Raw genomic sequence first — 25,231 nt, forward strand, 5'->3', positions numbered from 1 at the left:
TCTGTGTGTTTGTTGAGGTGACCCTATCGGCTGGTTCCAGCACCTTCAAGATCGAGGCTGGCCTGGTCGTCTCCGGCGAACGCCAACCCTTCGAGGCGCAACAGCTGGCGCTTGGTCTCGACACCGCCCCGCCCGGAATAGCCGCCGATGCCGCCCCCCGTGGCGAGAATCCGGTGGCAGGGCACGATGATCGGGATCGGGTTCTTGCCGCAGGCCGTGCCCACCGCGCGGGCCGAGGAGCCGATCTCCCGAGCGAGGTCGCCATAGCTGCGGACGGCGCCTGAGGGAATTTCGCACATCGCCGCCCAGACTTTTTTCTGATGGTCCGTGCCGAGCGGCGCGAGGCGAAGGAAAAACTCGGTGCGGTCCCCCGAAAAATATTCCGCCAGCTGTTTTGCCGCATCCCGTAGAATCTTCGAGGTCGGCGCGGTTGGCTTGGCGTCTGTCCAGTCCAGTGCCGTGATGGCGCCGCCGGCCGCCGTGACGCGAATACGTCCGACCGGCGATTCAATCACGCAGGTCGTGGAATCGTCGTTTCCGGTCACGGGGACAATTCGGCCATGAGCGCCGTTGCGTCGGTGATCGGCAGGGAACAGACCGGCCCCCGGCAGACATAGGCGGTGGCCTTGCTGTCATCCTGGGTCTTGCCCGTCGCCGGGTGACCGGCGGGCAAGGCGCCATCCGGCGCGATCACCGAGATGATCCGTTCGGCGGCCGCTCCCCGGTAGGCCGAGCGGTGGAGCTTTTTCGTATCGGCCGCGTCGGGCGCGCCGATGATCGCGACCTGGGTGGCGCCGGCGAGCAGGCCCGCGGCGCGCAGCAATGTGCCGTAGCCGAAGGCGTTGTTGTGAATCTCGCCCGAGAAAGCCTCGATGATTCCCATGGACCGATCGCGATAGAACCGCTCGCCGGTCAGGTAGAACAGCCGCGCGAATGCGCCGGCCAGCAACCCGTTACCGGCAGGCGTGGCATTGTCGAAGCCCGTCCGGGTGCGGGTGATCACGTCGGTGGCCAGGTCCGAGGTAAAGAAATACGCCCCGTCGTCGGCGGTGAAATGAGCCTCGATGTACGCCGCAAGCGCGCCCGCATCGTCGAGCGGTTTCTTTTCGCCCGTGGCCTCATGGAGTGCGAGGGCGCCGGTCATGAGAGCCGCATAATCGTCCAGCGTCGCGCGATGCCGCGCCTCGCCGTTTCGCCAGCTGTGGGACAGCTCGATACTGTCGTCCGGCAGTTTCGTGCTGAGGTTGTCGCGCACGAACCCATAGGTGTCACGCGCGGCTTCCAGCCAGTCGGGCCGCGCGAAGGTCATTGCCGCCTCGACCAGCCCGGCGATCATCAGCCCGTTCCAGTCGGTCAGGATCTTGTCGTCGAGCGCGGGGCGAACGCGCGGCGCGCGGACCTCGAACAGCCTTGCCCGGGCCGCACGCAAGCGCGCCTCGGTGGCGTCGTCCTTCAGCTCGGGATCGCGGCTTCGGTTGAGGATATTGTGGCCGTCCCAGTTGCCGCCGGGCCGTACATCGTAGGCGTCTTTGAACACGCCGGCTTCGTCACCCAGAACAGCGTCGATCTCCGCCTCGCTCCAGACGTAGAACTTGCCCTCGGCCCCCTCGGAATCCGCGTCCAGCGTGGCGTAGAACCCGCCTTCAGGATGGGTCATCTCGCGCTGCAGCCAGGAAACCGTTTCCTCGACGCGTTGGGCATAGAGCGGGCTTTTGGTGCCGCGCCAGGCCGACGCATAGAGCTCCAGCAGCTGGGCGTTGTCGTAGAGCATCTTCTCGAAATGGGGGGCCAGCCAGGCGGCGTCGGTCGAGTAGCGTGCGAACCCGCCGCCGAGATGGTCGTAGATGCCGCCCTGGGCCATCCGGTCGAGGGTGAGGGTCACGGCGTCTCGTGCGGCCGCCCCGCCATGGGCCCACATCAGGGACAGCACGCCGCATTGGGGGAATTTCGGCGCGGTGCCGAAGCCGCCATGGCGCCGGTCGACCTCTCCGGCGATGGAGTCGGCGAAGGCCGTGATCTGTTCCGGTCCCGGCGCCGCACCGGGTTGGGGCCGGGCCATGTCGCCGAGCGCCTGGAGGATGGCGGCGGTGTTGGTCTGCACCTTGTCCTGCTCGTTCCGGTAGATCCTGTCGATATTTTCCAGCAGGTCCGGGAAGCCGGGTCGGCCGAAGCCGGCGCGTGGCGGAAAATACGTCCCGCCCCAGAACGGTTCGCCATCCGGCGTGCAGAACATGGTCAGCGGCCAGCCGCCCTGCTCGCCCATCAGGGACAGCGCACCCTGATAGATCGCGTCCAGGTCTGGGCGCTCCTCCCTGTCCACCTTGATGTTGATGAACAGCTCATTCATCACGGCGGCGGTGGTGTCGTCCTCGAAGCTCTCATGGGCCATGACGTGACACCAGTGACATGCGGCGTAGCCGATCGACAGCAGAATCGGTTTTTTCTCTTCCCGGGCACGCGCCAGGGCAGCGTCTCCCCATGGATACCAGTGGACGGGATTGTCTGCGTGTTGCAGAAGATAGGGACTGGTCTCGTTCCCCAGCATGTTTTCGGACGTATGTTCGGACATGGGGTGGCGGTCTCTGATATCGGGGATCGGGTACGGGGCGCGAAACAGGGCCGCAATCTACAATGTCGGCGCGCCGTGCGCATAGACAAGGTGGCGGCGATACGGTCAGGCGGCGGCCAGGTGTGGGCCGGGTGTCTGGCGCGAGGCGACAAGCGGAGGGACGGATTATGAAAGTCACGATCAACATCGATTGCACGCCCGAGGAGGCGCGCAGCTTCATGGGCCTGCCTGACGTTGCTGCGGCCCAGCAGGCGGTGATCGACGAGTGGCAGAAACAGGCCCTGGACGGCATGTCGGCGATGGACCCCCAGAGCCTGTTCAAGGCCTGGATGCCCGACGGGAACCCGATGGGCACGGAGGGCTGGGAGCAGTTCCAGAAGGCGTTCTGGTCTTCGATGACCAACGCGACCAAGCCCGGCAAGTAATCCGGAATTGGGCCCCACGCCGGATAACAGTGCGGACACGATCTACGCGTTGTCGAGCGGCGCCGGCCTCGCCGGCGTCTCGGTCGTGCGCATTTCAGGGCGGAACGCCGACGCCCTGCTGACCGTGCTCGGCGTGTCGCCGCTACCCGAGCCGCGCTATGCGGCGCTTCACAAGTTGCGGGCCGAAGGCCGCAACGGGGCCATCGATCAGGCGCTGATCCTGCGTTTTCCGGCGCCCGGCAGTTTCACGGGCGAGGATGTCGTGGAGTTGCACGTACATGGCGGCCGGGCGGTTTTGGCGGCGGTGTTCGACGGAATTTCCGCGACAGGCCTGGCGCGCCACGCGGAAGCGGGGGAGTTCACCCGACGCGCGTTCGAGAACGGAAAGCTTGACCTGACGGCCGCCGAGGGCCTGGCGGACCTCGTGGCGGCCCAGACAGACGCCCAGAGGCGCCTCGCGCTGCGCCAGTATGATGGAGCATTGGCCGATCTCTACGAAGGCTGGCGGGCCCGCCTGATCGACCTGATGGGCCATGCAGAGGCCGAGATCGATTTCTCCGACGAGGAGTTGCCCGAAGGACTGAAGGCCGCGACCGGTTCGAGTGTCGCCGCGCTGAACGAGGAGATAACACAACATATAGTAGGTTCAGACCAGGGTGAGCGGATCCGTACCGGGTTTCCCATCGTCATTCTCGGCGCTCCGAATGTCGGAAAATCAAGTATTATCAATCACTTGGCGCAACGCGACGTGGCCATTGTGGCGGATACCGCCGGGACCACCCGGGATGTCGTCGAGGTACATCTTAATCTGGGCGGGTTTGCGGTCACGGTTTCGGATACGGCGGGCATTCGCGAAGCGTCGGACGCTGTTGAGGCGGAAGGTGTGCGGCGTGCGGAACAACGCGCCGAGGATGCGGCCCTGCGCCTCGTGGTGCTCGACGCGACCGATAGTACCTTGCCGGATCGGGTTCGCACGCTGATCACCGGTGATTGCCTGGTGGTGGTCAACAAGGCCGATTTGCTCAATGATCCCTATACCGGTCCGGGTCTGCCGAAAGGGTATGAGCCCGTACTTGTGTCTGCGCAAACCGGCGAAGGACTTGACGGGTTTCTCACACAACTGACCGATTATGTCCGGGAGCGGCTGGAACTATCGGAGGCGCCGTTGCCGACGCGTCAGCGGCATCGGGATGCCCTCGCCGAGGTGCATGACGCATTGACCCGTGTGGCCAACGCGGCCTATCCGGAGCTCGCCGCCGAGGATGTGCGGACGGCACTCCGGGCACTCGGGCGGATAACCGGGCGGGTGGATATCGACGAGGTTCTCGATACCGTCTTTCGTGATTTCTGTATCGGGAAATAGAACCGGCATTGGCCGCTAAACTGCCGTACGCGGAGCCGGATGTTTCACGTGAAACATCTGAAAACCCATAGGAAAACCGCACAACCGGCCACCGATTATCGCAGGTACGCTTTGACAGGTCCGGCGACAGGGCCTACATAGCGCGCGCAATGGGTGCCCTCAAAAAATCCTACGACGTGATCGTCATCGGCGGCGGCCACGCAGGCTGCGAAGCCGCGGCCGCGTCTGCGCGGGTGGGTGCCTCCACGCTCCTGGTCACCCACAAACTCGAGACCATCGGCGAGATGTCCTGCAACCCCGCGATCGGTGGACTGGGTAAGGGTCACCTTGTGCGCGAGATCGACGCGCTCGACGGGATCATGGGCCGCGCCATCGACCGGGGCGGGATCCAGTTCCGGATGCTCAACCGCACCAAGGGTCCGGCGGTGTGGGGCCCGCGCGCCCAGGCAGACCGGAAGCTGTACCGCCTGGCGATTCAGGACATACTGGCCGAACAGGGGAATCTCGACATTCTCGGCGCCGCGGTCGACGACCTGATCCGCGAAAAGAATGGTCGCGCGTCGGGCGTGGTTTTGTCGGACGGCAGTGAAATCCCAGCGGGATGTGTCGTCCTGACCACCGGCACGTTCCTGTGCGGGGTCATTCATATCGGTGAGAGCCAGACGCCGGCGGGTCGTTTTGGCGAGGCGCCCTCGATGGGGCTTTCGAAGACCCTCGAGACGGCTGGATTCGCGCTCGGACGTCTCAAGACCGGGACGCCGCCACGTCTCGACGGCCGGACCATCGATTGGGCCGGATTGGATCGGCAACCTGGCGATTCGCCGCCGGTGCCATTTTCCTACCTGACCGATGCGATCACCACGCCGCAGATCGATTGTTACATCACCCACACGACGCCCGAGGCCCATGAACTTATCCGGGCCAATCTGGACCGGGCGCCGATCTATTCCGGTCAGATCGAGAGCGGGGGGCCGCGTTACTGTCCTTCGATCGAGGACAAGGTCGTTCGCTTCGCCGACAAGCAGCGCCACCAGATCTTTCTCGAACCCGAGGGTCTGGACGATGACACGGTCTATCCGAACGGGATCTCGACATCGCTTCCAGAGGATGTCCAGCGGGCGATGCTGCGGGCGATTCCGGGTCTCGAAAACGCCAGGGTCATACGTCCCGGCTACGCCATTGAATATGATTACGTAGACCCGCGGGAACTTGGCACTACTTTGGAAACGAGGCGGATTTCCGGACTGTTCCTGGCGGGTCAGATCAATGGCACTACCGGGTATGAAGAGGCCGCGGGACAGGGTCTCGTCGCCGGAATAAACGCCGCACTGATGGCGTCGGGGGCCGCGCGACGGTTCCGGCCCGATCGCGCACAATCCTATATCGGCGTGATGGTCGATGACCTCGTTACCCGGGGTGCGGACGAGCCCTATCGGATGTTTACCTCGCGCGCCGAGTATCGGCTCCTGCTGCGTGCCGACAATGCAGATCAGCGGCTGACCCGGCTCGGGGTCGAGCTCGGTTGCGTTGGGGCGGCTCGTGCGGCGGTTTTCGAGCGCAAGGCCGAGACCCTCGTCGCGGCGCGGCAGCGGCTCGAAGCGGTCAATGCGACGCCGGACGCCCTTGCTCACCATGGGATCAAGGTAAACCGGGACGGGGTGCGGCGCAGTGCGTTTGACCTGTTGTCCATGCCCGATACGGATTTCGAGGCCGCGGTCCGGGTCTGGCCGGAACTATCGACGATCGCCCCGCCGGTACGCGCGACCATGGAAATCGAGGCAAAATACGCCCGCTATCTGGATCGCCAGGCCGCGGACGTCGCGGCCTATCGCCGCGACGAGGCGCTCGCGTTGCCGGCGAACCTCGACTATCGCGTTGTGCCGGGGCTGTCCAACGAAATCGCCGAGAAGCTGGCGCGGCAGCGGCCCGAGACCCTGGGCCAGGCGGGACGCATCCCCGGTGTTACACCCGCCGCGCTGGTGGTCCTGCTTCGTCACGTAAGGCGCGCGCGCAAGTCGGACGCGGCGTAGTACACAATATATAGCGGTTGGTGCGAGGCCACATCCTTGGTATAGGGGTGGCATGGATCCTGACGCTCACATGTCCCGGAACGAATTCGCCGATCTCATGACGGGTGCGACAACCGGTGGGTTGCATGTTTCACGTGAAACATTGGCCGCCGAAACATTTGAGCGCCTCGATGTTTATGCGGAAACCCTGCGGGCCTGGCAGCCGCGGATCAATCTGGTCTCGAACAAGTCCCTCGACGATCTGTGGCGCCGACATTTTCTCGATTCCGCCCAGCTCGGCAAATGGATAACGCCGGACATGCAGGTCCTCGACATGGGCAGCGGTGCGGGGTTTCCGGGGCTGGTCGTATCGATCGTCACCGGCGCCCATGTGGTTCTGGCCGAATCCGATGTGCGCAAATGCGCGTTCCTTCGCGAGGTGCGCCGCCTGACCGATGCGAATGCCGAGATCGCCGAAGGTCGGATCGAGGACCTGGGTACCGGCCCGTTCGATGTGGTCGTGGCCCGGGCGCTCGCGCCGCTGTCGGGGCTGCTCGACCACGCGGCGGGGCTGATGAAGCCAGATGGATATTGTGTTTTCCTCAAGGGAGCGCGGGTCGATGACGAATTGACCGACGCGAAGGAAAACTGGAATATGCAAGTAGAGCGACACCCGAGCCTGTCCGAACCGGACGGTGCGGTGCTTAGCATAAGGAACCCGTCCCGTGTCTGATCACAGCATTATCGACAGCCCTGCGAGCGGTCCGTTCATGCCCGAAGGCCCAGCGCGAGCGCGGGGTACACGCATCATTGCCGTGGCGAACCAGAAGGGCGGTGTCGGCAAGACGACCACTGCGATCAATCTCGCAACCGGCCTGGCCGCCTGCGGGCAGAGCGTCCTCGTGGTCGATCTCGACCCTCAGGGAAACGCGTCGACGGGCCTCGGCATTTCAGAATATGAAACAGATGTGTATAACGTCCTGATCGGCGGCGGCCGTTTCGAAGACGTGATCTGCCCGACGGAGATTCCGCGGCTCGATGTCGCGCCCGCTTCCGCCGATCTCGCCGGGGCGGAGATCGAGCTGATCGAAATCCCCCATCGGGAGTCGCGCCTGCGTGAAACCATTGCCCCGGTGCTCGGCCGGTATGACTATGTCCTGATCGATTGTCCGCCGGCCCTCGGCCTGCTCACGATCAACGCGCTCGTCGCCGCGGATTCGGTCCTCGTGCCCCTGCAGTGCGAGTATTTCGCACTCGAAGGTATGACCCGGCTGATGAAGTCCATCGAGCGGATCCGTCGCGCCTACAATGAGAGCCTGAACATTCAGGGCATTGTACTCACCATGTATGACAGCCGGAACAACCTCTGCCGGTCGGTCGAGGCGGATGTCCGGGCGCATTTCAACGACCGGGTCTACAAGACCGTCATCCCGCGCAATGTGCGCTTGTCCGAAGCGCCGTCCTACGGCAAGCCGGCCCTGGTCTATGACCTGGCCTGCGCCGGCGCCCAGGCCTATGCGCGACTTGCCGCCGAACTCCTCCGCCGGGAAGGTGTCGGCCCGATCGGGGAGGCAGCCGAATGAGCGAGCCCACCGCGCGTCCGCGCCTGGGGCGCGGCCTGTCCGCACTGCTCGGCGATGACGGGGAAGATTATCAGGAGCTGGACAAGGCCAAGCCGTCGCGTGAGCTGCCCATCGAGCAACTCCACCCTGGCCGATTCCAGCCGCGCACGAATTTCGACGAAGAAGAGCTCGCCTCGCTCGTCGAATCGATCCGAGAGAAGGGAATTCTGCAACCGATCCTCGTGCGCCGCGATCCGGTGCAGGCGGACCTTTACGAGATCATCGCCGGGGAGCGGCGCTGGCGGGCCGCGCAACGTGCAAAACTGCACGAAGTCCCGGTCATCATCCGGGAGCTTGACGACAAGGCGGCGCTGGAGATCGCGCTGATCGAGAATATCCAGCGCGCGGACCTCTCGCCGATTGAGGAGGCCGAGGGATATCAGCGTCTGATGGAGCATTTCTCCCACACCCAGGATGCCCTGGCGAAGGCCATGGGCAAAAGCCGCAGCCACATCGCGAATCAGCTGCGTTTGCTCACCCTGCCGGAAGAGGTCCGCCAGATGGTTGACCGCGGCGAGTTGACGGCCGGGCATGCGCGCGCGCTCGTCGGGCGCGAAGATGCGGTCGAACTGGCGCGTCAGATTTCGCGGGACGGCTTGACCGTGCGTGATATCGAGGGCCGGGTGAGCAAGGCCGCCGGACGCAAGAAGGCGAAGAAGCCGAAAGCCCGGAAAAGCACCGATACCTTGGCGCTGGAGAGGGACCTGTCGGATGTCCTCGGTCTTAAGGTGTCGATCAACCCACGTGGAGGCGAGAGCTCGGGACGGGGCGTGCTGGAGATCGAATTCTCCACCTACGATCAGCTCGACGATGTCCTGCAGCGGCTCAACCAGAAGACACGGTCGGGTGGCGGCGTGTCCTCGGGCGGCGCCGGCCTCGGGATACCTGAAAACCCCAATAATTAATTATTTCAATTACTTATGGTTAACGCGCGCGACGCATGCTGGCGATCGCATAAAGTGTGCGTCCGCAGGCCGCGTGTGCCGGAACGCCGGTCGTCTTGAGGACCAGTTCAGCCTCGCCGAGCCGCGCAAGCGCAAGTTCGAGCTGGCCGCGGGACCAGTTTCGCGCCTGGTACTGAAACGGCCCCGACTGCTTCCAGAATACGGGCGGGCGAAGTTTCCGCGCGGCATCCTCATAACGAACCCCGGTCTCGATCTGTCCCGCGACGCGGTGCAGGCGCTGGAAATGGCGCTGGGTCGCGCGGATGAGGCCGATCGGTTCGCCGCCCTCCGCCCAGAACCGTTCGATTGCCCGGTCGAGCTGGCCGATATCGCCACCCGCTGCGGCGAAGACCGTATCGTCCATGGTCGTGGCACCGATATCCCCCACCGCAGCCAGCACGTCCGCTTCCGTCGCGGTTTGGTCGGGGCCAATGAAAAGGACGAGTTTCTCGATCTCGCGTCGGTTGGAGAGCCGGTCGTCGCCGAGAAACCCGGTCAGCGTATGAAGCGCGTCGGGGTCAATCCCGATACCTGCTTCGGACAGGAGGCTGCGGGCGAGCCCTGCGCGCGCGCCTTCGTCATCGGCATAGCAGGGCAGGGCGGCACAATCATCGCGTTTCTCGCAGAGCTTCCGAAGGCTCGACCGGGCCGTGAGGGCGCCGGCCTCGATCAACGCCACGGCATTCATCCCTGCTTCCGCGCCGGCGTCCAGCGCGCTTTCAATACTTTTGGTCAGTCCGTCGGTCGCATCACGAATGGTCACGAGGCGTCGACCGCCGCCGAATGACAGGGCGAGCAATTCATCGGCAAGCCGGGTCGGGTTCTCGCCGATGGCCGCACCGGTCAGCTCGGTCGATTGAAAAGGGTCATCCGGGTTGTCGAGGATTCTGCCCGCCAGTGTTTCGCAGTGTTCGTGGACGAGGCCGGCGTTGGGGCCATATACGAGAATCGCCGTGATGCCCGGATCCGGGTTGGCGACGAATCCCGCGACGCGGCCGGCCGAAATCTTCATCGTGAGGCGGGGGCCGCAGCCTGAATGTTCTGGCGTGACAGGTATATCGCCAGCCTGTCGACAATTGCGTCTGCGATGTCGCGTGCGCCGCGCCGCCGCGCATCATTTTCCGCCGCAAGCGTGGCAAAATCCGAGGTCAGAATATCGTAGCCATTCGACGACCGGATATCGCCCGAGAGCAGGGACTCATCCTTGCCGACAGGCGTCAATGCGAAGGTTGCCGTGATGATGAGGTTCGCGCGCGTCGCACTCGCATCACGGCGGACGGCGAGGCCCTGTTTGGATTCGTTCAGTTGAACGCTCACGACATAGAAAGGCTCCGGTGCGGGCCTGGGGTTCAGCCGGTTTGTAAGCTCGATGCGAACGAGCTGGCCGAGACGGTCCGCGAGGGGTGGTACCGACACGCGGCTCAGCAGATCCTCCGTCGGGGTGCCCTGTTCCTGATCGCCATACAGCGGCTCGAAGCCGCAAGCGGCAAGGCCAAGCAGCGCGACGACGAGAAGCGCGCGCACCCTAGACGACGAAGTTGACCAGCTTGTTGGGTACATAGATGACCTTTCGCACATCACTGTTGCCAATCGAATCCGCCACATTCTGCACGGCCCTGGCGGCGATCTCCACGGTCGACTGATCCTCGTCTGCCGGGAGATCAACCGTACCACGCAGCTTGCCATTGACCTGAATAGCCAATGTCACACTGTCGGCCACCAGCAGAGAAGTATCCGCGACCGGCCAGGCCTCGTCGCAGATGAGTGTGTCCCGTCCCAGCAACGACCACATCTCCTCGGCGAGATGGGGCATCATCGGGCCGATCAGTCGGACGATTGCCTCGAGCGCCTCGCGCAGCGCGGCCCCCGAGACAGCCGTGTCCCGGGCGGACGCCTGGATGGTATTGACCAGCTCGTAGAGATGCGCGACCGCGCGGTTGTAGTGGAACCGCTCCAGATCATCGGTGACATCGGCAATGGCCTGATGCACCGCGCGGCGCAGTGCGGCGGTCGATTCGTCACCGGTGCCAGCATCGGTTCCGGGCGCGGGCAGGCCGTCGACATTGTCGAGAATAATCCGGGAGATACGGTTTACGAACCGGAAGGCGCCCTGGACGCCGGCGTCGGTCCACTCCATGTCACGATCCGGCGGGCTGTCCGAAAGGATGAACCAGCGCGCCGTGTCGGCACCATAGGCAGCAATGACATCGGTCGGGTCGATCGTGTTCTTTTTCGACTTCGACATCTTCTCGATGCGCCCGACGGTGACCGGCGCGCCGTTGTCGGCCCGCGCGAAACTGCCGTCGTCATTCTCGACCACGCGCTGGGGCTCCAGCCATTCGCCGGCATCGTCGCGATAGGTCGCGTGATTGACCATGCCCTGGGTGAACAGCCCGGCGAAGGGTTCATCGAGCGTGAGATAATCCGTGTCGCGCATCGCGCGCATGAAAAAGCGTGAATACAGGAGATGTAGAATCGCATGTTCGATCCCGCCGATATATTGATCCACGGGCAGCCAGTATTCGCCGTCATCCCGCGCGACCGGCATGTCCGCATGGGGCGAACAGAAGCGCGCGAAGTACCAGGACGAATCCATAAAGGTGTCGAATGTATCGGTGTCCCGCTCGGCGGACTTTCCGCAGGACGGACAGTCGACCTGCTTCCATGTCGGATGGCGATCAAGCGGATTTCCGGGTGATTCGAAGTCGATATCCTCGGGCAGAACGACCGGCAAGTCTTCCTTGGGAACGGGCACGATGCCGCAGTCGGCGCAATGAACGACCGGGATCGGGCAGCCCCAGTAGCGTTGGCGCGAGACGAGCCAGTCGCGCAAGCGATAGTTGATCGTGCCCTCGCCCTGGCCGGCGTCCGCCAGGCGATCGATCACCGTTCGCTTGCCGGCCTCCACGTCCAGGCCATCCAGAAAATCCGAGTTCGCGAGTTTTCCGTCTTCGGTAAACGCATCGGTGCCGACGTCGAAGGTCGTCGGGTCGGCGCCATCGGGAATGACGACCGGCAACACGGGCAGATTATAGGTGTGGGCGAAATCAAGATCGCGTTGATCATGGGCGGGGCAGCCGAAGATGGCCCCGGTCCCGTATCCCATCAGCACAAAGTTGGCGATGTAGACCGGCAGCTCGACACCTTCCGCGAACGGATGTTTGACCCGGAGGCCGGTGTCATGGCCGCGTTTCTCAGCGGTTTGGATGGCCTCTTCGCTGGTGCCGAGCTGGCGGCATTCCTCGATGAATGCTGCGGCTTTCGGGTCGGCGCGTGCGATCTCTTCCGCCAGCGGATGGTCGGCGGCGATGGCACAGAAACTGGCACCGAAGATCGTATCCGGCCGTGTGGTGTAGACCCGCAGCACCGTGTCGCGCTTGTCGGTGAATGCGAAGTCGATATGGGCGCCCTCGGAGCGGCCGATCCAGTTCTCCTGCATCGCGCGGACCTTGGGCGGCCAGCGGTCGAGGGTTTCGAGCGATGCCAGGAGTTCGTCACTGAACGCGGTGATCCGGCCGAACCATTGGGACAGGCGCCGCCGTTCGATCGGGGCGCCGGAACGCCAACCCTTGCCGTCGATGACCTGTTCGTTCGCCAGAACCGTGTTGTCCACCGGGTCCCAGTTCACCCAGCCATCCTGGCGATAGACCAGATCCTTCGCGAGGAAGTCGATGAACATTGCCTGTTCGTGCCGGTAGTAGGATGGGTCACACGTCGCGAACTCACGACCCCAGTCGATGGACAGCCCCATCGCCTGAAGCTGGTCGCGCATCGTGGCGATGTTTTCATAGGTCCAGGATGCCGGGTGGACACCCTTCTCCATGGCCGCGTTTTCTGCCGGAAGCCCGAACGCATCCCAACCCATCGGGTGCAGGACGTTGAATCCCTGCGCGCGTTTGTAGCGGGCGACGACGTCGCCCAGCGTGTAGCAGCGCAGATGCCCCATATGAATGCGCCCTGATGGATAGGGGAACATCTCGAGGACGTAGTATTTCGGTTTTGCAGGGTCGGCTTCGACGGCGAACGTGCCGCGTTTGGTCCAGGCGGCCTGCCATTTTTGCTCGGCTTCGCGAAAGTTATAGCGTTGGGACATGGCCGGAAACCTTTTCGGCGCCTTACATTCTCAGACGCGGCGGCTCAGATAAATTCGTGTCGGACGGCAGGGTCGAACGGCGATGTGTCCGGCTAGCCGCCTGATTGAGAGATGCGCAACTCGCGTGCGCGCGAGAGAATGGCATTCTCGAGGCTGGTCGATGTGTTCTTGCCGGTGTTCGCATCCAGCCACCCGGCCCCGCCGTCCCGTTTCTGGCGGAACACGGAAACACGGACGCCGTCCGACCGGAGCTCGCGGCCCAGGATGAAGACCGTCACCTTGAAGCGCTCTTCGGGGCTTTCGGGCGGCGCATACCAGTCGGTGATGATCACGCCACCGAACGGATCCGCCGACGATAGGGGCAGGAAGGAAAGTGTGTCGAGAGATGCCCGCCAGAGGAACCCGTTGACGCCGATCCCCGAATTTGTCGGCTCGTTGTCGCCACCGCCGAGCAGGTTGATGTCCCCAAACAGCTTGCCGCCGCTCTTCTTTTCCTTGTCTTCAAAACTCTCGGCATCGGCACGCTCGGAAGTAATGCCCTCGCATGCGGTCAGACCGACGAGCAGGACAGTGGCGGCGATACGCAATGCAAGTTTGAAACGCATGGTCTGGACCCGATATGCAGCGGCTTCAAACGCGCGCCGGCGTTGTGAAACCAAGTGCCGAATCATTAGCAGAGATTTGGGCACAAAAAAACAGGGCGACAGAAATCTGCCGCCCTGCTTTCTCGTCTAGCTGTAGAGCAGCTTAGAAGACGAAACGGTTGACGAGCAGGAAGCCCTTACCGTCGTTGTCCGCGGTCGCGCCGGTACCGGCGGCCGTCGTGGCGTTGTCATGCGAGAGGAAAGTCAGCTCTGCACGAAGGGCCCAACCCGGAGCAACTGCATAACCGGCACCCAGACCATAACGGGTGATCTCGGTCTCGGTTGCACCAGCGGCAGAAGCCGTGGTCGAGTTGTCCTTGTTAGCCTGGAGGTACCAAGCACTGACGCCCCACGGGCCGGCCTGATAGCCAACACCAACGCTCCACTGGTCGCCCGCATCTGCGCCCGTGGCCGTGAGGGCCGGGGTCAGGAACGTGTCGCCATAGTCGCGATAGTGAGCACCGACAGTGAAGCCAGCGAAGTCGACTTTACCGCCAACACCCCAGATGTCGAGGTCTTCGGCAGCAGCACCACCAGTGGTTTCGTCGTCGCCGCCTTCCCAGCCGGCGGAAACGCCGACGCCAACATTGTCGAACTTGCCGACATAGTTGACGGAGAGGCCGAGAACGTTCTCGAAGTCGCCATCGTTATCAGCGTCAGCCGTGGCCGGTCCGCCCGAGACTTCACCCGTATCCGGGGTCCACGAAGCACCAATCTGGAAACCAGAGAAGCGCGGCGAGAAGTAGGTCGCCTTCGTGTCATCGGAGGTCGTAATGACCTGCCAGTCAGCGCGACCCTGCAGCGTGTCGGTACCGAGACCGCCAAACACCGTGTTCAGGTCGCCCAGGCCGCCGAACGGTCCGCCAGCACCCTTGGTCGCGTTCCACGCGCCAAGCTGCATACGGTTCGTTGCGTCGTCCTGATCGCCAAGCTCAACGCGGCCCCAGGCATCACTGTCCAGGAACGCCCAAGCTTCGTCAGCCGCTGTACCGTCGGCAGCGCCGGCGTTCAGCTCAATGTTGACACCATACTTGATGCCGTTGTCGGCCGTCGTCGACGCACCGATGTGGATTTCGGACTCACTGACCGTGAAACCGTAACCACGACCATTGGCCGCAGAAACATCCTCATCCTTGATGTAGGCGGAGAACCAGAACACACCGCCGAGGGTAACGTTCATGGTGTCCTTCGAGCCCACCGTGCCGGCACTTGCCGGAGCAGCGAGAAGCGAAGCACCCACCAAAGCCGTAGTGGCTAGTAGAGTTTTCTTCATTAATCCAACCTCCAAGATCATGGACTTGCGTCCGCGATTGGCCCTAAGGGCCTGATCAGCTTCGACACAACTGGCGTTTTCGCGGACGCCAGACATTAGTTGCGAAGCCTTGCGAAGGATAAAACTCCGGAACTCCGGGGGTTGCAACGAATTCCGTGATTATTCCGCAACGATTTCCATCAATTGTTGCAATTAAACAACAGTGCCTAAGCGCCTTGAATCGTTGAGGATCGTTCGGATTGCCTATTTGCTGTGCGCCGGGTAGCCCATTTGTTCGATGAATGGTGTGAGCGGCGCAAACGTCGTTTCCAGGAATGGCTCGAAGTGTTTCCACCGTGCGATCGCGCGCTGATGCACCGGTTCAATCACGGTATTGTAGCTTGCGGTATTGACCCAGTCGCCGGCCTGGGCCGCAGGAACGTTTCCATCAAGGCTTCCCGAGGCGGGTTCGAGGCCACAAAAATTCAGGATGCCGGGCAAATGACCGTCAACGTCAGCCGACAGCTCTTCATAGTGAACGGTCATTGTCCGGTGACGAAGCGCCGGTTTGAAGGCGAGCCAAAGGCCCATCACGGCTTCATACAGGGCGACGGTATCGGTCAGGTCGGAAAGCAGGTGGGTGGTGCGATTGACCACGAACTCGGTCGAAAAACAGCTCAGGCAGACGTCGCGGGGGTCGCGCAGCAGGACAAGCAGCGGTGAATCGGGGAACATACGCGCGATCAGCGGCAGGTTCACGGTGCTCATCGGGTCCTTGTTTACAAGGACCATGCCGGGTTCCAACGCCCGGGGTATGAGCCGTGCGACGCTGTCGCGATAATCTGAACGAAGTTGTCGGAGGTCGTCCTCGGTCAGCTGTTCAAGTGCTGCGGGCGTAAGAAATGAACTGCCGGTGATCTCGTGGAACCGGTTCACGGCGTTGCGCATTGTCGGCAGCTCGTCGCTTATGACGACATTTGGGCTGTTGCCGATCAGCCGCTCGAGCATCGTCGTCCCTGAGCGGGGAAACCCGACGATGAAGATCGGGGGCAAAGCATTCGCATCCTGGTCCGGGGTCTCTCTGGTCATCGAAGGGGCGGCGGTCGAGAGATCGGCTGCTTCGAAAGCCTTGCGGCTTTTTTGCAGGCGAGACAGATGATCTTGTGAGTTCATGCGTTGCGCGCGTGTGAGATTGCGGAGAAGCTGGTTGGCGCGCGTATAAAACCGAAAGGCCTCCTCATATTCGCCGGTCGTCTCGCAGATTCGGCCAGCGGTGTAAGAGAAGCGTAATTCCGCCGGGCTGTCGCGGACAATGTCTTCGCTGGTGTGTACACGAGAGCGTGCGAGCTCATAGTCTTTCGAGCGAGCGGCAGTTTGCACGAGGACGGTGTGGGCCATGGGCTCGAGCGGGTTTAGCGCGAGGGCCCTTTCCGCCGCCGCCTGGGCTTCGTCGAGGCGAGACACCCGCTCATGATGTTCTGCCAGACGCGCCAGCATCCGAGGCTCATCGGGGTTGACCTCGAGCGCGTCGTCGATGACGGCGTGCGCGGCTTCCGGGTCTCGCCGCCGTTCGTGGACCTGAATCAATGCCAGGGCCGTGTCGACGCGCGAGGGCGCCAGCTTTCGGGCGAGGGACAGCGCCTCGATGGCAAGGTCGGTCTGGTCCAATTCGTTGAAGCAAAGACCCAGAAGATGCAGGGCGTCGGGCCATTCAGGGTGGGCCTCGGTCAGGGTCCGCAGGTGGGCGTGGGCTGCGTCGAGCTTCCCCTGGCGCAACAGCGCAGCGCCAAGGTTACGTGCCACGATCCGGTTGTCGGGATGGCGCGTTGCCAGAATTTCAAAAAGTGTTGCGGCGGTATCCGTGGCTCTGCGGGCGAGCAGCTCTTGGCCAATCTGGATAAGGTGCTCTGTGATTTTGGGGCTGGCGTCGCGCTTGGCGCGGACAAGCTGGAGAAATTCATCATGCCGGTCCGACTGGGCCAGCAGGGCGACGAGGTTTGAGAACGCGTCCTCGTAATCTGGCTGAAAACGTAGTGCCTTGCGGTACCACTCGATGGCGTCGTCGGTTCGCTCCATGCGGCGTGCGCCTTCGCCGCGATTGAACCAGTAGAGGGCGTTTTTGGGATCGAGCTCCGTCGCGCGCGCGAATCGCGCCATGGCGTCAGTCAGGCGGTCGGTCTGGGCGAGCAGGACACCCAGCAGATTTTCCGCATCCGCATGTTCCGGGTCGGCGGCGAGCACGGCTTCATAGGCTGCCTGAGCCGCGCCAAGCTGGCCTCCCTGGTGTAATTTCAACGCATTCGAAAGGCTTTGCTTCGAACCGGTTTTCTTGTCGGTCATGGGCTTGGGTCTTTGCTTTTTTCTGCCATGTGCTTAATGCCGTGGCGGTTGGCCGGGCATCCCTATGCCGGCGCGATGACGCGCATCGAAGAGAGATCGCGAATCAGCTTGGCGCGCGCCGCGGCATCGAGACCCGGGAATGCCGCCGCGAAATCATTGTCTGAAAACTGGCGGGCATCGACGATCCACGCGACAGGATCGACGATGTCGTCGGGAATGGGCACCTGCCCCTTGCTGCTCTCGAGCAGCGCCTTGCCCTTCTGGCGGACGATCTTGAGGCTTTTGACCGACACCTCGAAACGATCCTCGCCGTTTTCCGCCAGCGCATCGCCGGGCAGGTCGAAACCGCCGCGATGATAGTGGAATCCGTCATGCAGCGGGGCGAGCGCCGCGTGGAAGGCGTCGCTCTTGCCGATCTTCGCGACCCGATCGACCAGGTCGTCGACCCAGGCCCGGCGCGCCTCGTCGCCGGTGCCGATCAACGGGATGTTGGACCGCATGGCGGGGTCCGCCAGCGCGTGCTCGAACAGCAGGGTCATCACGTCGATCCCGATGACATGGGTGACGCCGAAGGACAGGTGGATGCAGCCCTCGCTTGAAGCGAGTGCGTCATGATACTGGCCGCGCGGGATATAGAGGACGTCGCCCGGCCGCAGGGTGATCGCTTCGCGCAATTCGCCGCGGTTCTGCTCGTTGAAGGCGTCGTCCACGTTCTTAAACGCATCGTTGGCGATCGGGTTTTCGAGGCGGCCCTCATAGATGTTCCAGACTTTCTCGCCGGCGACGTGCAGGGCGAACACCTCATGGGTGTCGAAATGGGTCGGGAAGGCCTGATGGGTCTGCCAGGAGCAGTACAGGTTGCTCTGGACCTTGGCGCCGAGGCGGCTTTCCAGCGCGTCGGTGGCGGCGATCAGTCCGGGGGTGAGCGTGTCGATGTCATTGGCCACGATCGAGGCCCCGCGCCGCAGCCAGGCTTTGACCCGCTCGGCGTCGGGCTGCATGGTTTGCTGGTGGTTGCGGTCGATGGCCGGGCGGCAATATTTCTCTGTCGGGATCGCCTCGGTGTCGAGGAACAGCCGCAGGTTGCTGGGGCTCCAGATCGCCGTCATGTTGAGGACCGCGCTCAGCGCGTCCCAGCTCATGACATCGTCGAGCTTGTCCGGCGCGGGTGCGGGGATGTGCAGCGGCTTCTGGTCGTGATAATCGGCGAAGAATTCCGCTTCGCTGATGGGCGCGATCAGGTCCGCGAATGTATCGATTCGTTTTCCCATGGCACCTTTATAATACGACGGGACGCGGACGAACATCGCGTTCACGAAACGGAGGATGATGTGTCGATTGAAGCCGATATCGCCGCGCGCCTGGAACAGGTCCGCGCGCACATCGCCGCCGCCGCCGATCGGGCGGCCCGCGACCCCGGCGACGTGACGCTGGTGGCCATCAGCAAGACCCAACCCGATGAACGCATTGCCGCCGCACTGGCCGCCGGTCAGCGCGTGTTCGGCGAGAACCGGGTGCAGGAGGCCGAGGCCCACTGGGCCGATCGCCGCACGACGATCGACGGCCTCGAGCTTCACCTGGTCGGGCCGCTGCAGACCAACAAGGTGAAGGACGCCGTCGCGCTTTTCGATGTGATCCAGACCGTCGACCGGCCCAAGCTGGCCGAGCATCTGGCGCGCGCGTTCGAACGCGCGGGCGCGCCGCGCCGCTGTTTCGTGCAGGTCAATACGGGCGAGGAGCCGCAGAAGGCCGGTATCGTGCCGGCCGAGGCCGACGCGTTCATCGCTTCATGCCGCGCGCTCGAGCTGCCGGTCGAGGGGCTGATGTGTATCCCGCCGGCCGATGCGCCCGCACCGCCGCATTTCGCGCTGCTTGGCGAGATCGCGGCACGCAACGGGCTGACGAAACTAAGCATGGGCATGTCGGCGGACTTCGAAGCGGCGGTCGAACTGGGCGCCACCCATGTGCGGGTCGGCACTGGCGTGTTCGGCCCGCGGGATGCGGCCGCCTAGCCGGGCCTGATGTCGATCAACATGTCCGGGGTGAGGCGCGGCGCCATTGCGCGCAATGTCTCGTGCGGCAGGGCGATGCAGCCTTCGGTCGGGTCCAGGCCGGGCGATGCGCAATGCAGGAAGATGGCGCTGCCCAACCCCGGCACCGGCGGCGCATCGTTGTGGCCGAGGATCACCAGCAGATCGTAGAGGCCGTCGGCGCGCCACATGGTCTCCGCCGATGCGTCATAAGGCAGGACGACCGCGCAGTTGTAAGCCGGGTCGGCGGGGTCGTCGCACCAGCCGTCGGACGCCTGGATGGCGGTCGCGGGGAGCAGGGTTTGCGGCAGGTCGAGCCGGTCGGCGCGGTAGCGGATTTCGCGCAGGGCGAACCGGCCCGCGGGTGTGGCGCCATCGCCCTCGCGCTTGTCGGCGGTCACGCCGGCGCGGCCGAGCGTGCAGGCATGGGTGTTCCCGAACACGCTGAATTTGCCGTGATGGGCGCCGGTCGGGGTGACGAGAATGTCCATGCGCGGAGTCTAGCCGCGCGGGTGACGGATCGCGAGGGGTGTGCTCTGGCCGGCAGGTTGCCTGTTGTGTGCCCTAGCCGGCAGGTGGTGCGTTGCGCGCCCGGGTCAGCGCTTCGTATTTGTTCAGCGCGTCGAGCATGGCGTTGCCGACCCAGGGCTTGGCGGTGCCGGCCTCCGGCGCGGCGCCGTTCTGCAGGGCCTCGTTCATGCTTTCGGCATCGCGCAGGGCCTCGTTTACCCAGTTCGCGGGGAGTGAACGCAGGAAGCTGTCGGTTTCGGCCGCGTTTCCGGCCGTTGTGGGGGCCGGCGTGGCGACTGCTGGGGCGCCAGGCGCAGCATCCGGTGCCGCGTTGTTCGTGACCCGATCGATGCGTACGGCCGGTTGTGCATTCAGCGGCGCTGGGACGGGTCGCGCAACGGGTGGCGCGACCGGCGGTGCCAGGGAAACAGGAGCGGCGGTGGCCACCGCAGGGGTCAGGCTTGCCAGCGCGGGCGGGCCGCCCAGTACGATCTCGGGGTTTGTGGCGTCGCCGGCATAGTCGCCGGCGTCGGCCTGCTCGTGAATATCGGCCTCGGCAGGCTTTGCGCGCGCCTGCAGGGGGGCGATGTCCGGCCCGGTCTCGTCGGAGAACATGGCCAGCGCGTGGCCGAGCATGTCGTCGCCCGACGCCTGTTCGAAGATCGCATTGGCGGAGGCCGAGGCGAGGCCGATCGGGCCGCCGAACAGGCCGCCGCCGACGATGCGGGCCGAGGGGCTGATCTCGTCGCCGGTGATCTCGCGGTACAGGCTGGAGACCAGCGGGATGTGCTGCAGCGGGTTGACGATGTCGAGCAGGGTGGAGAAGAAACCCTCGCCGTCGCCCTGATTCTCCGCGCCGCCGAACGCGCCGCGCGCGTCGATGCCCACGCCGAGGGTGGGGTCGTGGTAGCCGAGCATGGCTTCGCTGTGGGCCGGATTGTGGGCGGTCAGACTCATGTCGCCCGGGTCGTTGCAAGCGCGGGGCCATGCGGCGAAGGCGCAGCGGATTCCGAAAATCGTGTCGATTCAGATAGTTACGGACCGGCGCGTGTCCGGTGTGTGCGGGCCGGCGCCCGCCCACCCGGCATTAATTGCCGCTTTTTGCCGGGCGCCTAGAACAAATGACCCGCGCGGGACCGCTTGGTCGCCAGGTAGAATTCATTGTGCTGATTCGACGGGAAGGCGTGCTCGACCCGCTCGGCGACGTCGATCTGCCACTCGCGCAACGCGGCGACCTTGTCGGGGTTGTTGGTGAGCAGGCGGACGGACGCCACGTCGAGCTGGCGGAGCATTTCGGCGGCCGGCCGGTAAAGCCGCTCGTCGGCCTCGAAGCCGAGCTGCTGGTTGGCGTCGATGGTGTCGAAGCCCTGATCCTGGAGGGTGTAGGCGCGCAGCTTGTTGACCAGCCCGATGCCGCGTCCCTCTTGGGCCAGATACAGGACGATGCCGCCGCCCTGCTTGCCGATCTCGGCGATGGCGCCGCGCAGCTGGTCGCCGCAGTCGCAGCGCAGGCTGCCCAGCAGGTCGCCGGTGAAACATTCGGAATGAAGCCGGACGAGCACGGGCTCGGCGGTGTCGGGCGCGCCGACGATGATGGCCAGATGCTCGCGCCCGCCGTCGCTGGGCCGGAAGGCGACGACCTCCACCTTGTCGTTTACGTCGAGCGGCATCCGCGCCGCGCCGACCCGCTGAAGCGTGCGGGCCTCGATCTCCTGATAGTTGCGCACATGCTCGAGCTCGACCGTGAGCAGGGCTTCGGACTCGGCCCAGGACGGCAGATATTCCAGGCGCTCGGCGGGGATCGGCGCGACCACGGCGGCGGGCAGGAGTCCCGCCAGCTTGAGCAGCTCGATCGCGCCGGTCTCGATCGCACCCGGCCGGGTCGCCGGATCGATCTGCGAAATCGAGATCGCCGGCACCTGTTTTTCGGACTGGGGGGCGGCCGGGTCGGCCATCATGCGCACGGTCTCGGCGGTCATGCCCGCGGCGAGCGCCACGCGGACGGCGCCGTCGGGATGGTCGGTCAGCCCCAGGATCGCGGCGCGGCGCCCGGTCAGGAGCAGGGATGGCGAGGCCTTCGCCAGCCCGGAGAGGCGCGCGAGCTGGCTGGCCGACGCACCTTCGGCCGGGTGGACCAGCAGCGCCTGGCCCGGCCCGGAAAGCACGATGGTCGCACCCCGGCGCAGATCGGAGATCGCGCGCTCGACGGGCTGGAGGGTGTTGGGAAGCTGCTGCATCGTGGGTTCGGGTCGGTCTTCCGGCGGGGCGTTCGAGATTCGGAATATGCGCCAACCATGTTCGGTCGGCAATACGGCGGCAAAACGGGCGCCGGACGCGCCGCCGCTCGCTTGAATGTGATCGCGCGTGATGCGCCGGATTGCCTTGCAACGCCGCGATCGCGCGCTACGTGTTTGGGGACGAACAGAAGGCAGCGCAGCAGTACAGGAGGGGGCCGTCATGGCGAAAGCAGTCTGGAACGACATCATCCTCGCGGAGAGCGAGACCTATGAGACGGTCGAGGGGAACATCTATTTCCCGATGACCGCGCTGAACAAGGAATATTTCTCCGAGAGCGCCACGACGACCGGTTGCCCCTGGAAGGGCACGGCGAAATACTTCTCGGTCGATGTGGGCGGCGCGGTCAACGCGGACGCCGCATGGTATTATCCCGATCCGAAACCGGCCGCGGAGAATATCCGCGACCACGTCGCCTTCTGGCGCGGCGTACAGGTGAGCGCGTAATCATGGCGAGTTTGGCAATGGCAAATGTGATGGAAACCAAGACCGCGAACGGCAAGAAGATCCTGCTGATCGACGACGACGACGCGCTGCGCGATTCCCTGTCGGAGCAGCTGCGCCTGCACGAGGAGTTCGTGACGACGGAGGCCGTCAGCGCCGCCGCCGCGCTCGAGGCGACGAAGGACGAGTATTTCGATGCGATCCTGCTCGATGTCGGCCTGCCCGACATGGACGGACGCGAGGTCTGCCGCCTGCTGCGGCGCAACGGCGTGAAATCCCCGATCATCATGCTGACCGGCCACGACACCGACGCCGATCAGATTCTCGGCCTCGACGCCGGCGCGAATGATTATATCGCCAAGCCATTCCGCCTCAACGTCCTGCTCGCGCGGCTGCGCGCCCAGCTGCGCCAGCATGAGCAGAGCGAGGACGCGGTCTTCACGATCGGGCCGTACACCTTCCAGCCGGCCCAGAAGACCCTGGTCGACGGGGAGCAGCGCAAGGTGCGCCTGACCGAAAAGGAAACGGCGATCCTCAAATATCTCTATCGCGCCGGCGACAAGGTGGTCAGCCGCGACACCCTGCTGGGCGAGGTCTGGGGCTACAATGCCGGGGTCACGACCCACACGCTCGAGACCCATGTGTATCGCCTGCGCCAGAAGATCGAGGCCGATCCGTCGAACGCGCGGATTCTGGTCACCGAGCCGGGCGGGTATCGCCTGGTTCCGTAGAGGGCGTTTCGTCGTCGCCCTCACCCTGAGGTCGGATAACCATCATCGTCATACGCGGGCTCGACCCGCGTATCTCGTCGCCGCTGCTCGAGAGATGCCCGGATCAAGTCCGGGCATGACGTCGAAGTTTTCGGTATGCGGTCGATGTCTTAAGCGTCGGCCTTCAGCGCGCGGATGCGCGCGCCCAGATACAGCGTGCCGGCGATGGTCAGGCCGGCGATCCCGACAAATGTGTAGGCGACGGTGATCCAGTCGCCGGTCCATTCGAACATGCCTGCCGCGATCAGCGGCCCGGCGAGGATGCCGAGGTAGCGCCCGGTCAGCACGACCGCGAACGCGTCCGTCCCGGCGCGATGGCCGCCCACGAGCGTCGAGGGCAATGCCCACAGCGAGGTCGGGGTGAGGCCCGCGGCGATGCCCCAGACGACGAGGCTGGCCAGCCCGATGACGGTGTGACCGGCGAACGGGATCATCGCCCAGCCGACCGCCTGCAGCGCCAGCGCGAAGGTGAGCAGCTTCACGACGCCGACCCCGGTCTTCAGGATCATCCCGCCGATCAGCGAGAAGACCAGCAGCACGACCACCGGGATCTGGTTGATCAGCACCGCCCCGTCGGCGGAAAAGGCACGGACATCCACCAGATAGACCGGCAGCCAGGTGAAATAGCCCATGAACTGGGCCTGCCACAGAAAGAAGAGGCTGGCCGCGACCCACAGCGCGCGAATCTCTTTTTGTGTGAGGGGGTCGTCCCCCGTCTTCGGCGCGGCACCGGCGTTGGTGGCGGCCGCGGCCGGTGCCGCGCGCATATGGGCAACACCCGGCACGGAACCGCGTTTGACGATCCACCACGTCCACAAGGCCACGGCGACGGTCGCCGCCGCGCCGAACCACCAGACCGGCTGCCAGAAATCCACCGCGACCGACGGCTGGGCGACGAGATTGGCCACCAGCTGGCCCACGGGAATCCAGGTGGCCTGTGCGGCGATGACAATCGGCAGGTGGCCGGGCCCCGCGCTCATGTTGGCGAAGGCCGGCATGCAAACGGCGAGCACGGCGGCCCCGAACCCCTCGATCAGGCGTGACGTCAGCATCACCGTGCCGGACTCGGGGAAGGCCAGCCCCAGCGCAGTGCCCGTGAGCATCAGGCCGAAGGCGGCCATCAGGTAGCGCTGGGCGCCGTCGCGCCGGATCGCGCGGCCGACCCGCACGCTGATCAGCATGCCGGCGATGGCGAAGATCGACATGAACCCGCCGGCCACGATGGTGTTGTAGCCGTACAGGTCGAACATCACCGGCAGGACCGGCGGCACCTTGAACTGGAAGTAGGCGGCGACGAAACCGAGCACGATGCCGTAGGACACGCCGGTCCAGTTGGTCTGCGTGGTCTGGGTGGCGGGGTTGGACATGGGGGCGGAACTTTAACGGGTGGCCGTGACCGGTGTGTGTCTATCTTTATAGGCGGGCCGACTCCGCGCCGCTACACGCTAATCTTCCAACGCTGCCTCGCGCCCTAACCCACCGGGTGCTTCTCGAAATACGCGACATCCTCCGCCGACTGCGTCCAGCCTTCGTTGGTCGGCCAGTCCACCTTGCGGGAGACCTTGTCGCCGCCGTAGCGCACCCTGAACAACAGGGTGCGTTCGGGGCCGTTGGTGTATTCATGCACCTCGCCAGGCGGGTGGACGACGAAGCCGCCAGGTTTGATCTCGACCGTCGTATCGGGGGTCTTCATGGTGCCGCCGCCGGAAAAGCAGAAATAGATCTCGGACGCGTGGGGGTGGCAGTGGTTGGGGCTCACCTGCCCCGGTTCCCAGCAGGCGACGGTGACGTCGCCGCCCTCGACCTCGCCGAGGATATTCTCGACATGTGTCTTCGGGTCGAAGGCCTGTTCGGCCTGCAAATCAAACGCCAACATGATTCATTCTCCTGCGGAGTCGGTTTTTCTGTGAAGCCGGCCGCC

At 64.4% G+C, this 25,231-nt stretch carries 23 protein-coding genes; 9 read left to right on the plus strand and 14 right to left on the minus strand.

Annotated elements, in window-relative coordinates:
• Positions 1-23: 23 nt before the first annotated feature.
• Positions 24-545 carry a methylated-DNA--[protein]-cysteine S-methyltransferase gene (locus ABJ363_03745; GenBank protein MEP4378090.1) on the minus strand — a complete coding sequence of 174 codons (522 nt, stop codon included), beginning with the start codon at positions 543-545 and terminating at the stop codon, positions 24-26.
• Positions 542-2,569, minus strand: a complete 2,028-nt coding sequence (locus tag ABJ363_03750) for a thioredoxin domain-containing protein (protein ID MEP4378091.1) — start codon at positions 2,567-2,569, stop codon at positions 542-544. The genes ABJ363_03745 and ABJ363_03750 overlap by 4 nt, the downstream gene beginning before the upstream one ends.
• Positions 2,570-2,736: 167 nt before the next feature.
• Here ABJ363_03750 and ABJ363_03755 point away from each other — a divergent pair, with 167 nt between their 5' ends.
• The 6 genes from ABJ363_03755 to ABJ363_03780 all read left to right on the plus strand — a co-directional run bounded on the left by ABJ363_03755 (position 2,737) and on the right by ABJ363_03780 (position 8,893).
• A complete protein-coding gene (locus tag ABJ363_03755; protein MEP4378092.1) occupies positions 2,737-2,994 on the plus strand; it encodes a DUF6489 family protein in 258 nt (85 codons plus the stop codon).
• Positions 2,995-3,001: 7 nt separating this feature from the next.
• A complete protein-coding gene (mnmE, locus tag ABJ363_03760; protein ID MEP4378093.1) occupies positions 3,002-4,357 on the plus strand; it encodes a tRNA uridine-5-carboxymethylaminomethyl(34) synthesis GTPase MnmE in 1,356 nt (451 codons plus the stop codon).
• 149 nt (positions 4,358-4,506) lie between these two features.
• Complete coding sequence (mnmG, locus tag ABJ363_03765) at positions 4,507-6,387, plus strand: tRNA uridine-5-carboxymethylaminomethyl(34) synthesis enzyme MnmG (protein ID MEP4378094.1); 1,881 nt, start codon at positions 4,507-4,509, stop codon at positions 6,385-6,387.
• Between the two features lie 70 nt (positions 6,388-6,457).
• The gene (gene rsmG / locus ABJ363_03770) at positions 6,458-7,099 is read left to right on the plus strand and encodes a 16S rRNA (guanine(527)-N(7))-methyltransferase RsmG (protein ID MEP4378095.1); all 642 of its coding nucleotides are present in this window, start codon (positions 6,458-6,460) and stop codon (positions 7,097-7,099) included.
• 37 nt (positions 7,100-7,136) lie between these two features.
• Entirely contained in the window at positions 7,137-7,949 is an 813-nt protein-coding gene (locus ABJ363_03775) for a ParA family protein (GenBank protein ID MEP4378096.1), read from the plus strand.
• A complete protein-coding gene (locus tag ABJ363_03780; GenBank protein MEP4378097.1) occupies positions 7,946-8,893 on the plus strand; it encodes a ParB/RepB/Spo0J family partition protein in 948 nt (315 codons plus the stop codon). The genes ABJ363_03775 and ABJ363_03780 overlap by 4 nt, the downstream gene beginning before the upstream one ends.
• Positions 8,894-8,912: 19 nt before the next feature.
• On the opposite strand, the gene holA is transcribed toward ABJ363_03780, so the two are convergent.
• The 7 genes from holA to ABJ363_03815 all read right to left on the minus strand — a co-directional run bounded on the left by holA (position 8,913) and on the right by ABJ363_03815 (position 18,532).
• Positions 8,913-9,944 carry a DNA polymerase III subunit delta gene (gene holA / locus ABJ363_03785; GenBank protein ID MEP4378098.1) on the minus strand — a complete coding sequence of 344 codons (1,032 nt, stop codon included), beginning with the start codon at positions 9,942-9,944 and terminating at the stop codon, positions 8,913-8,915.
• Positions 9,941-10,456, minus strand: coding sequence for an LPS assembly lipoprotein LptE (lptE, locus tag ABJ363_03790; protein ID MEP4378099.1), 516 nt, complete (start codon positions 10,454-10,456; stop codon positions 9,941-9,943). The genes holA and lptE overlap by 4 nt, the downstream gene beginning before the upstream one ends.
• Before the next feature lies 1 nt (position 10,457).
• Positions 10,458-13,025, minus strand: coding sequence for a leucine--tRNA ligase (gene leuS / locus ABJ363_03795; GenBank protein MEP4378100.1), 2,568 nt, complete (start codon positions 13,023-13,025; stop codon positions 10,458-10,460).
• A gap of 92 nt (positions 13,026-13,117) precedes the next feature.
• Positions 13,118-13,630, minus strand: a complete 513-nt coding sequence (locus ABJ363_03800) for a DUF3576 domain-containing protein (protein ID MEP4378101.1) — start codon at positions 13,628-13,630, stop codon at positions 13,118-13,120.
• Between the two features lie 142 nt (positions 13,631-13,772).
• Entirely contained in the window at positions 13,773-14,963 is a 1,191-nt protein-coding gene (locus ABJ363_03805) for a porin (protein ID MEP4378102.1), read from the minus strand.
• A 222-nt stretch (positions 14,964-15,185) separates the two neighbouring features.
• Positions 15,186-17,261, minus strand: coding sequence for a tetratricopeptide repeat protein (locus tag ABJ363_03810; GenBank protein ID MEP4378103.1), 2,076 nt, complete (start codon positions 17,259-17,261; stop codon positions 15,186-15,188).
• A gap of 62 nt (positions 17,262-17,323) precedes the next feature.
• Positions 17,324-18,532 carry a cupin domain-containing protein gene (locus tag ABJ363_03815; GenBank protein MEP4378104.1) on the minus strand — a complete coding sequence of 403 codons (1,209 nt, stop codon included), beginning with the start codon at positions 18,530-18,532 and terminating at the stop codon, positions 17,324-17,326.
• A 60-nt stretch (positions 18,533-18,592) separates the two neighbouring features.
• Between ABJ363_03815 and ABJ363_03820 the strand changes: the two genes are divergently transcribed.
• Positions 18,593-19,273, plus strand: a complete 681-nt coding sequence (locus ABJ363_03820; GenBank protein ID MEP4378105.1) for a YggS family pyridoxal phosphate-dependent enzyme — start codon at positions 18,593-18,595, stop codon at positions 19,271-19,273.
• On the opposite strand, the gene ABJ363_03825 is transcribed toward ABJ363_03820, so the two are convergent.
• The 3 genes from ABJ363_03825 to ribA all read right to left on the minus strand — a co-directional run bounded on the left by ABJ363_03825 (position 19,270) and on the right by ribA (position 22,038).
• Positions 19,270-19,782 (minus strand): L,D-transpeptidase family protein, encoded by a 513-nt coding sequence (locus ABJ363_03825; protein MEP4378106.1) that lies wholly within the window; start codon positions 19,780-19,782, stop codon positions 19,270-19,272. The two genes, ABJ363_03820 and ABJ363_03825, sit on opposite strands and share 4 nt — an antisense overlap.
• A 73-nt stretch (positions 19,783-19,855) precedes the next feature.
• Positions 19,856-20,758: a hypothetical protein gene (locus tag ABJ363_03830; GenBank protein MEP4378107.1), complete on the minus strand. Its 903-nt coding sequence runs from the start codon at positions 20,756-20,758 to the stop codon at positions 19,856-19,858.
• Between the two features lie 155 nt (positions 20,759-20,913).
• Complete coding sequence (gene ribA / locus ABJ363_03835) at positions 20,914-22,038, minus strand: GTP cyclohydrolase II (GenBank protein ID MEP4378108.1); 1,125 nt, start codon at positions 22,036-22,038, stop codon at positions 20,914-20,916.
• A 220-nt stretch (positions 22,039-22,258) separates the two neighbouring features.
• Between ribA and ABJ363_03840 the strand changes: the two genes are divergently transcribed.
• On the plus strand, positions 22,259-22,543 hold the full coding sequence (locus ABJ363_03840) for a DUF427 domain-containing protein (GenBank protein ID MEP4378109.1): 285 nt from the start codon (positions 22,259-22,261) through the stop codon (positions 22,541-22,543).
• 2 nt (positions 22,544-22,545) lie between these two features.
• On the plus strand, positions 22,546-23,271 hold the full coding sequence (locus ABJ363_03845; GenBank protein ID MEP4378110.1) for a response regulator transcription factor: 726 nt from the start codon (positions 22,546-22,548) through the stop codon (positions 23,269-23,271).
• Positions 23,272-23,420: 149 nt separating this feature from the next.
• Here ABJ363_03845 and ABJ363_03850 read toward each other — a convergent pair whose 3' ends face one another.
• Positions 23,421-24,677, minus strand: coding sequence for an MFS transporter (locus tag ABJ363_03850; protein ID MEP4378111.1), 1,257 nt, complete (start codon positions 24,675-24,677; stop codon positions 23,421-23,423).
• Positions 24,678-24,781: 104 nt separating this feature from the next.
• A complete protein-coding gene (locus ABJ363_03855; protein ID MEP4378112.1) occupies positions 24,782-25,186 on the minus strand; it encodes a cupin domain-containing protein in 405 nt (134 codons plus the stop codon).
• Positions 25,187-25,231: the final 45 nt, after the last annotated feature.

Source organism: Alphaproteobacteria bacterium (genome assembly GCA_039980135.1).
Lineage (GTDB): Bacteria > Pseudomonadota > Alphaproteobacteria > UBA6615 > UBA6615 > UBA8079.

What these genes read in the sequence shown, in the direction of transcription:
- ABJ363_03755 (MEP4378092.1), top strand. Translation starts at nt 2,737, where the DNA reads ATGAAAGTCACGATCAACATCGATTGCACGCCCGAGGAGGCGCGCAGC.
- ABJ363_03830 (MEP4378107.1), bottom strand. Translation starts at nt 20,758, where the DNA reads ATGAGTCTGACCGCCCACAATCCGGCCCACAGCGAAGCCATGCTCGGC.
- ABJ363_03775 (MEP4378096.1), top strand. Translation starts at nt 7,137, where the DNA reads ATGCCCGAAGGCCCAGCGCGAGCGCGGGGTACACGCATCATTGCCGTG.
- mnmG (MEP4378094.1), top strand. Translation starts at nt 4,507, where the DNA reads ATGGGTGCCCTCAAAAAATCCTACGACGTGATCGTCATCGGCGGCGGC.
- ABJ363_03845 (MEP4378110.1), top strand. Translation starts at nt 22,546, where the DNA reads ATGGCGAGTTTGGCAATGGCAAATGTGATGGAAACCAAGACCGCGAAC.
- rsmG (MEP4378095.1), top strand. Translation starts at nt 6,458, where the DNA reads ATGTCCCGGAACGAATTCGCCGATCTCATGACGGGTGCGACAACCGGT.
- ABJ363_03750 (MEP4378091.1), bottom strand. Translation starts at nt 2,569, where the DNA reads ATGTCCGAACATACGTCCGAAAACATGCTGGGGAACGAGACCAGTCCC.
- ABJ363_03805 (MEP4378102.1), bottom strand. Translation starts at nt 14,963, where the DNA reads ATGATCTTGGAGGTTGGATTAATGAAGAAAACTCTACTAGCCACTACG.
- ribA (MEP4378108.1), bottom strand. Translation starts at nt 22,038, where the DNA reads ATGCAGCAGCTTCCCAACACCCTCCAGCCCGTCGAGCGCGCGATCTCC.
- leuS (MEP4378100.1), bottom strand. Translation starts at nt 13,025, where the DNA reads ATGTCCCAACGCTATAACTTTCGCGAAGCCGAGCAAAAATGGCAGGCC.
- holA (MEP4378098.1), bottom strand. Translation starts at nt 9,944, where the DNA reads ATGAAGATTTCGGCCGGCCGCGTCGCGGGATTCGTCGCCAACCCGGAT.
- ABJ363_03850 (MEP4378111.1), bottom strand. Translation starts at nt 24,677, where the DNA reads ATGTCCAACCCCGCCACCCAGACCACGCAGACCAACTGGACCGGCGTG.
- ABJ363_03810 (MEP4378103.1), bottom strand. Translation starts at nt 17,261, where the DNA reads ATGACCGACAAGAAAACCGGTTCGAAGCAAAGCCTTTCGAATGCGTTG.
- ABJ363_03780 (MEP4378097.1), top strand. Translation starts at nt 7,946, where the DNA reads ATGAGCGAGCCCACCGCGCGTCCGCGCCTGGGGCGCGGCCTGTCCGCA.
- ABJ363_03815 (MEP4378104.1), bottom strand. Translation starts at nt 18,532, where the DNA reads ATGGGAAAACGAATCGATACATTCGCGGACCTGATCGCGCCCATCAGC.
- ABJ363_03825 (MEP4378106.1), bottom strand. Translation starts at nt 19,782, where the DNA reads ATGGACATTCTCGTCACCCCGACCGGCGCCCATCACGGCAAATTCAGC.
- ABJ363_03840 (MEP4378109.1), top strand. Translation starts at nt 22,259, where the DNA reads ATGGCGAAAGCAGTCTGGAACGACATCATCCTCGCGGAGAGCGAGACC.
- ABJ363_03800 (MEP4378101.1), bottom strand. Translation starts at nt 13,630, where the DNA reads ATGCGTTTCAAACTTGCATTGCGTATCGCCGCCACTGTCCTGCTCGTC.
- ABJ363_03855 (MEP4378112.1), bottom strand. Translation starts at nt 25,186, where the DNA reads ATGTTGGCGTTTGATTTGCAGGCCGAACAGGCCTTCGACCCGAAGACA.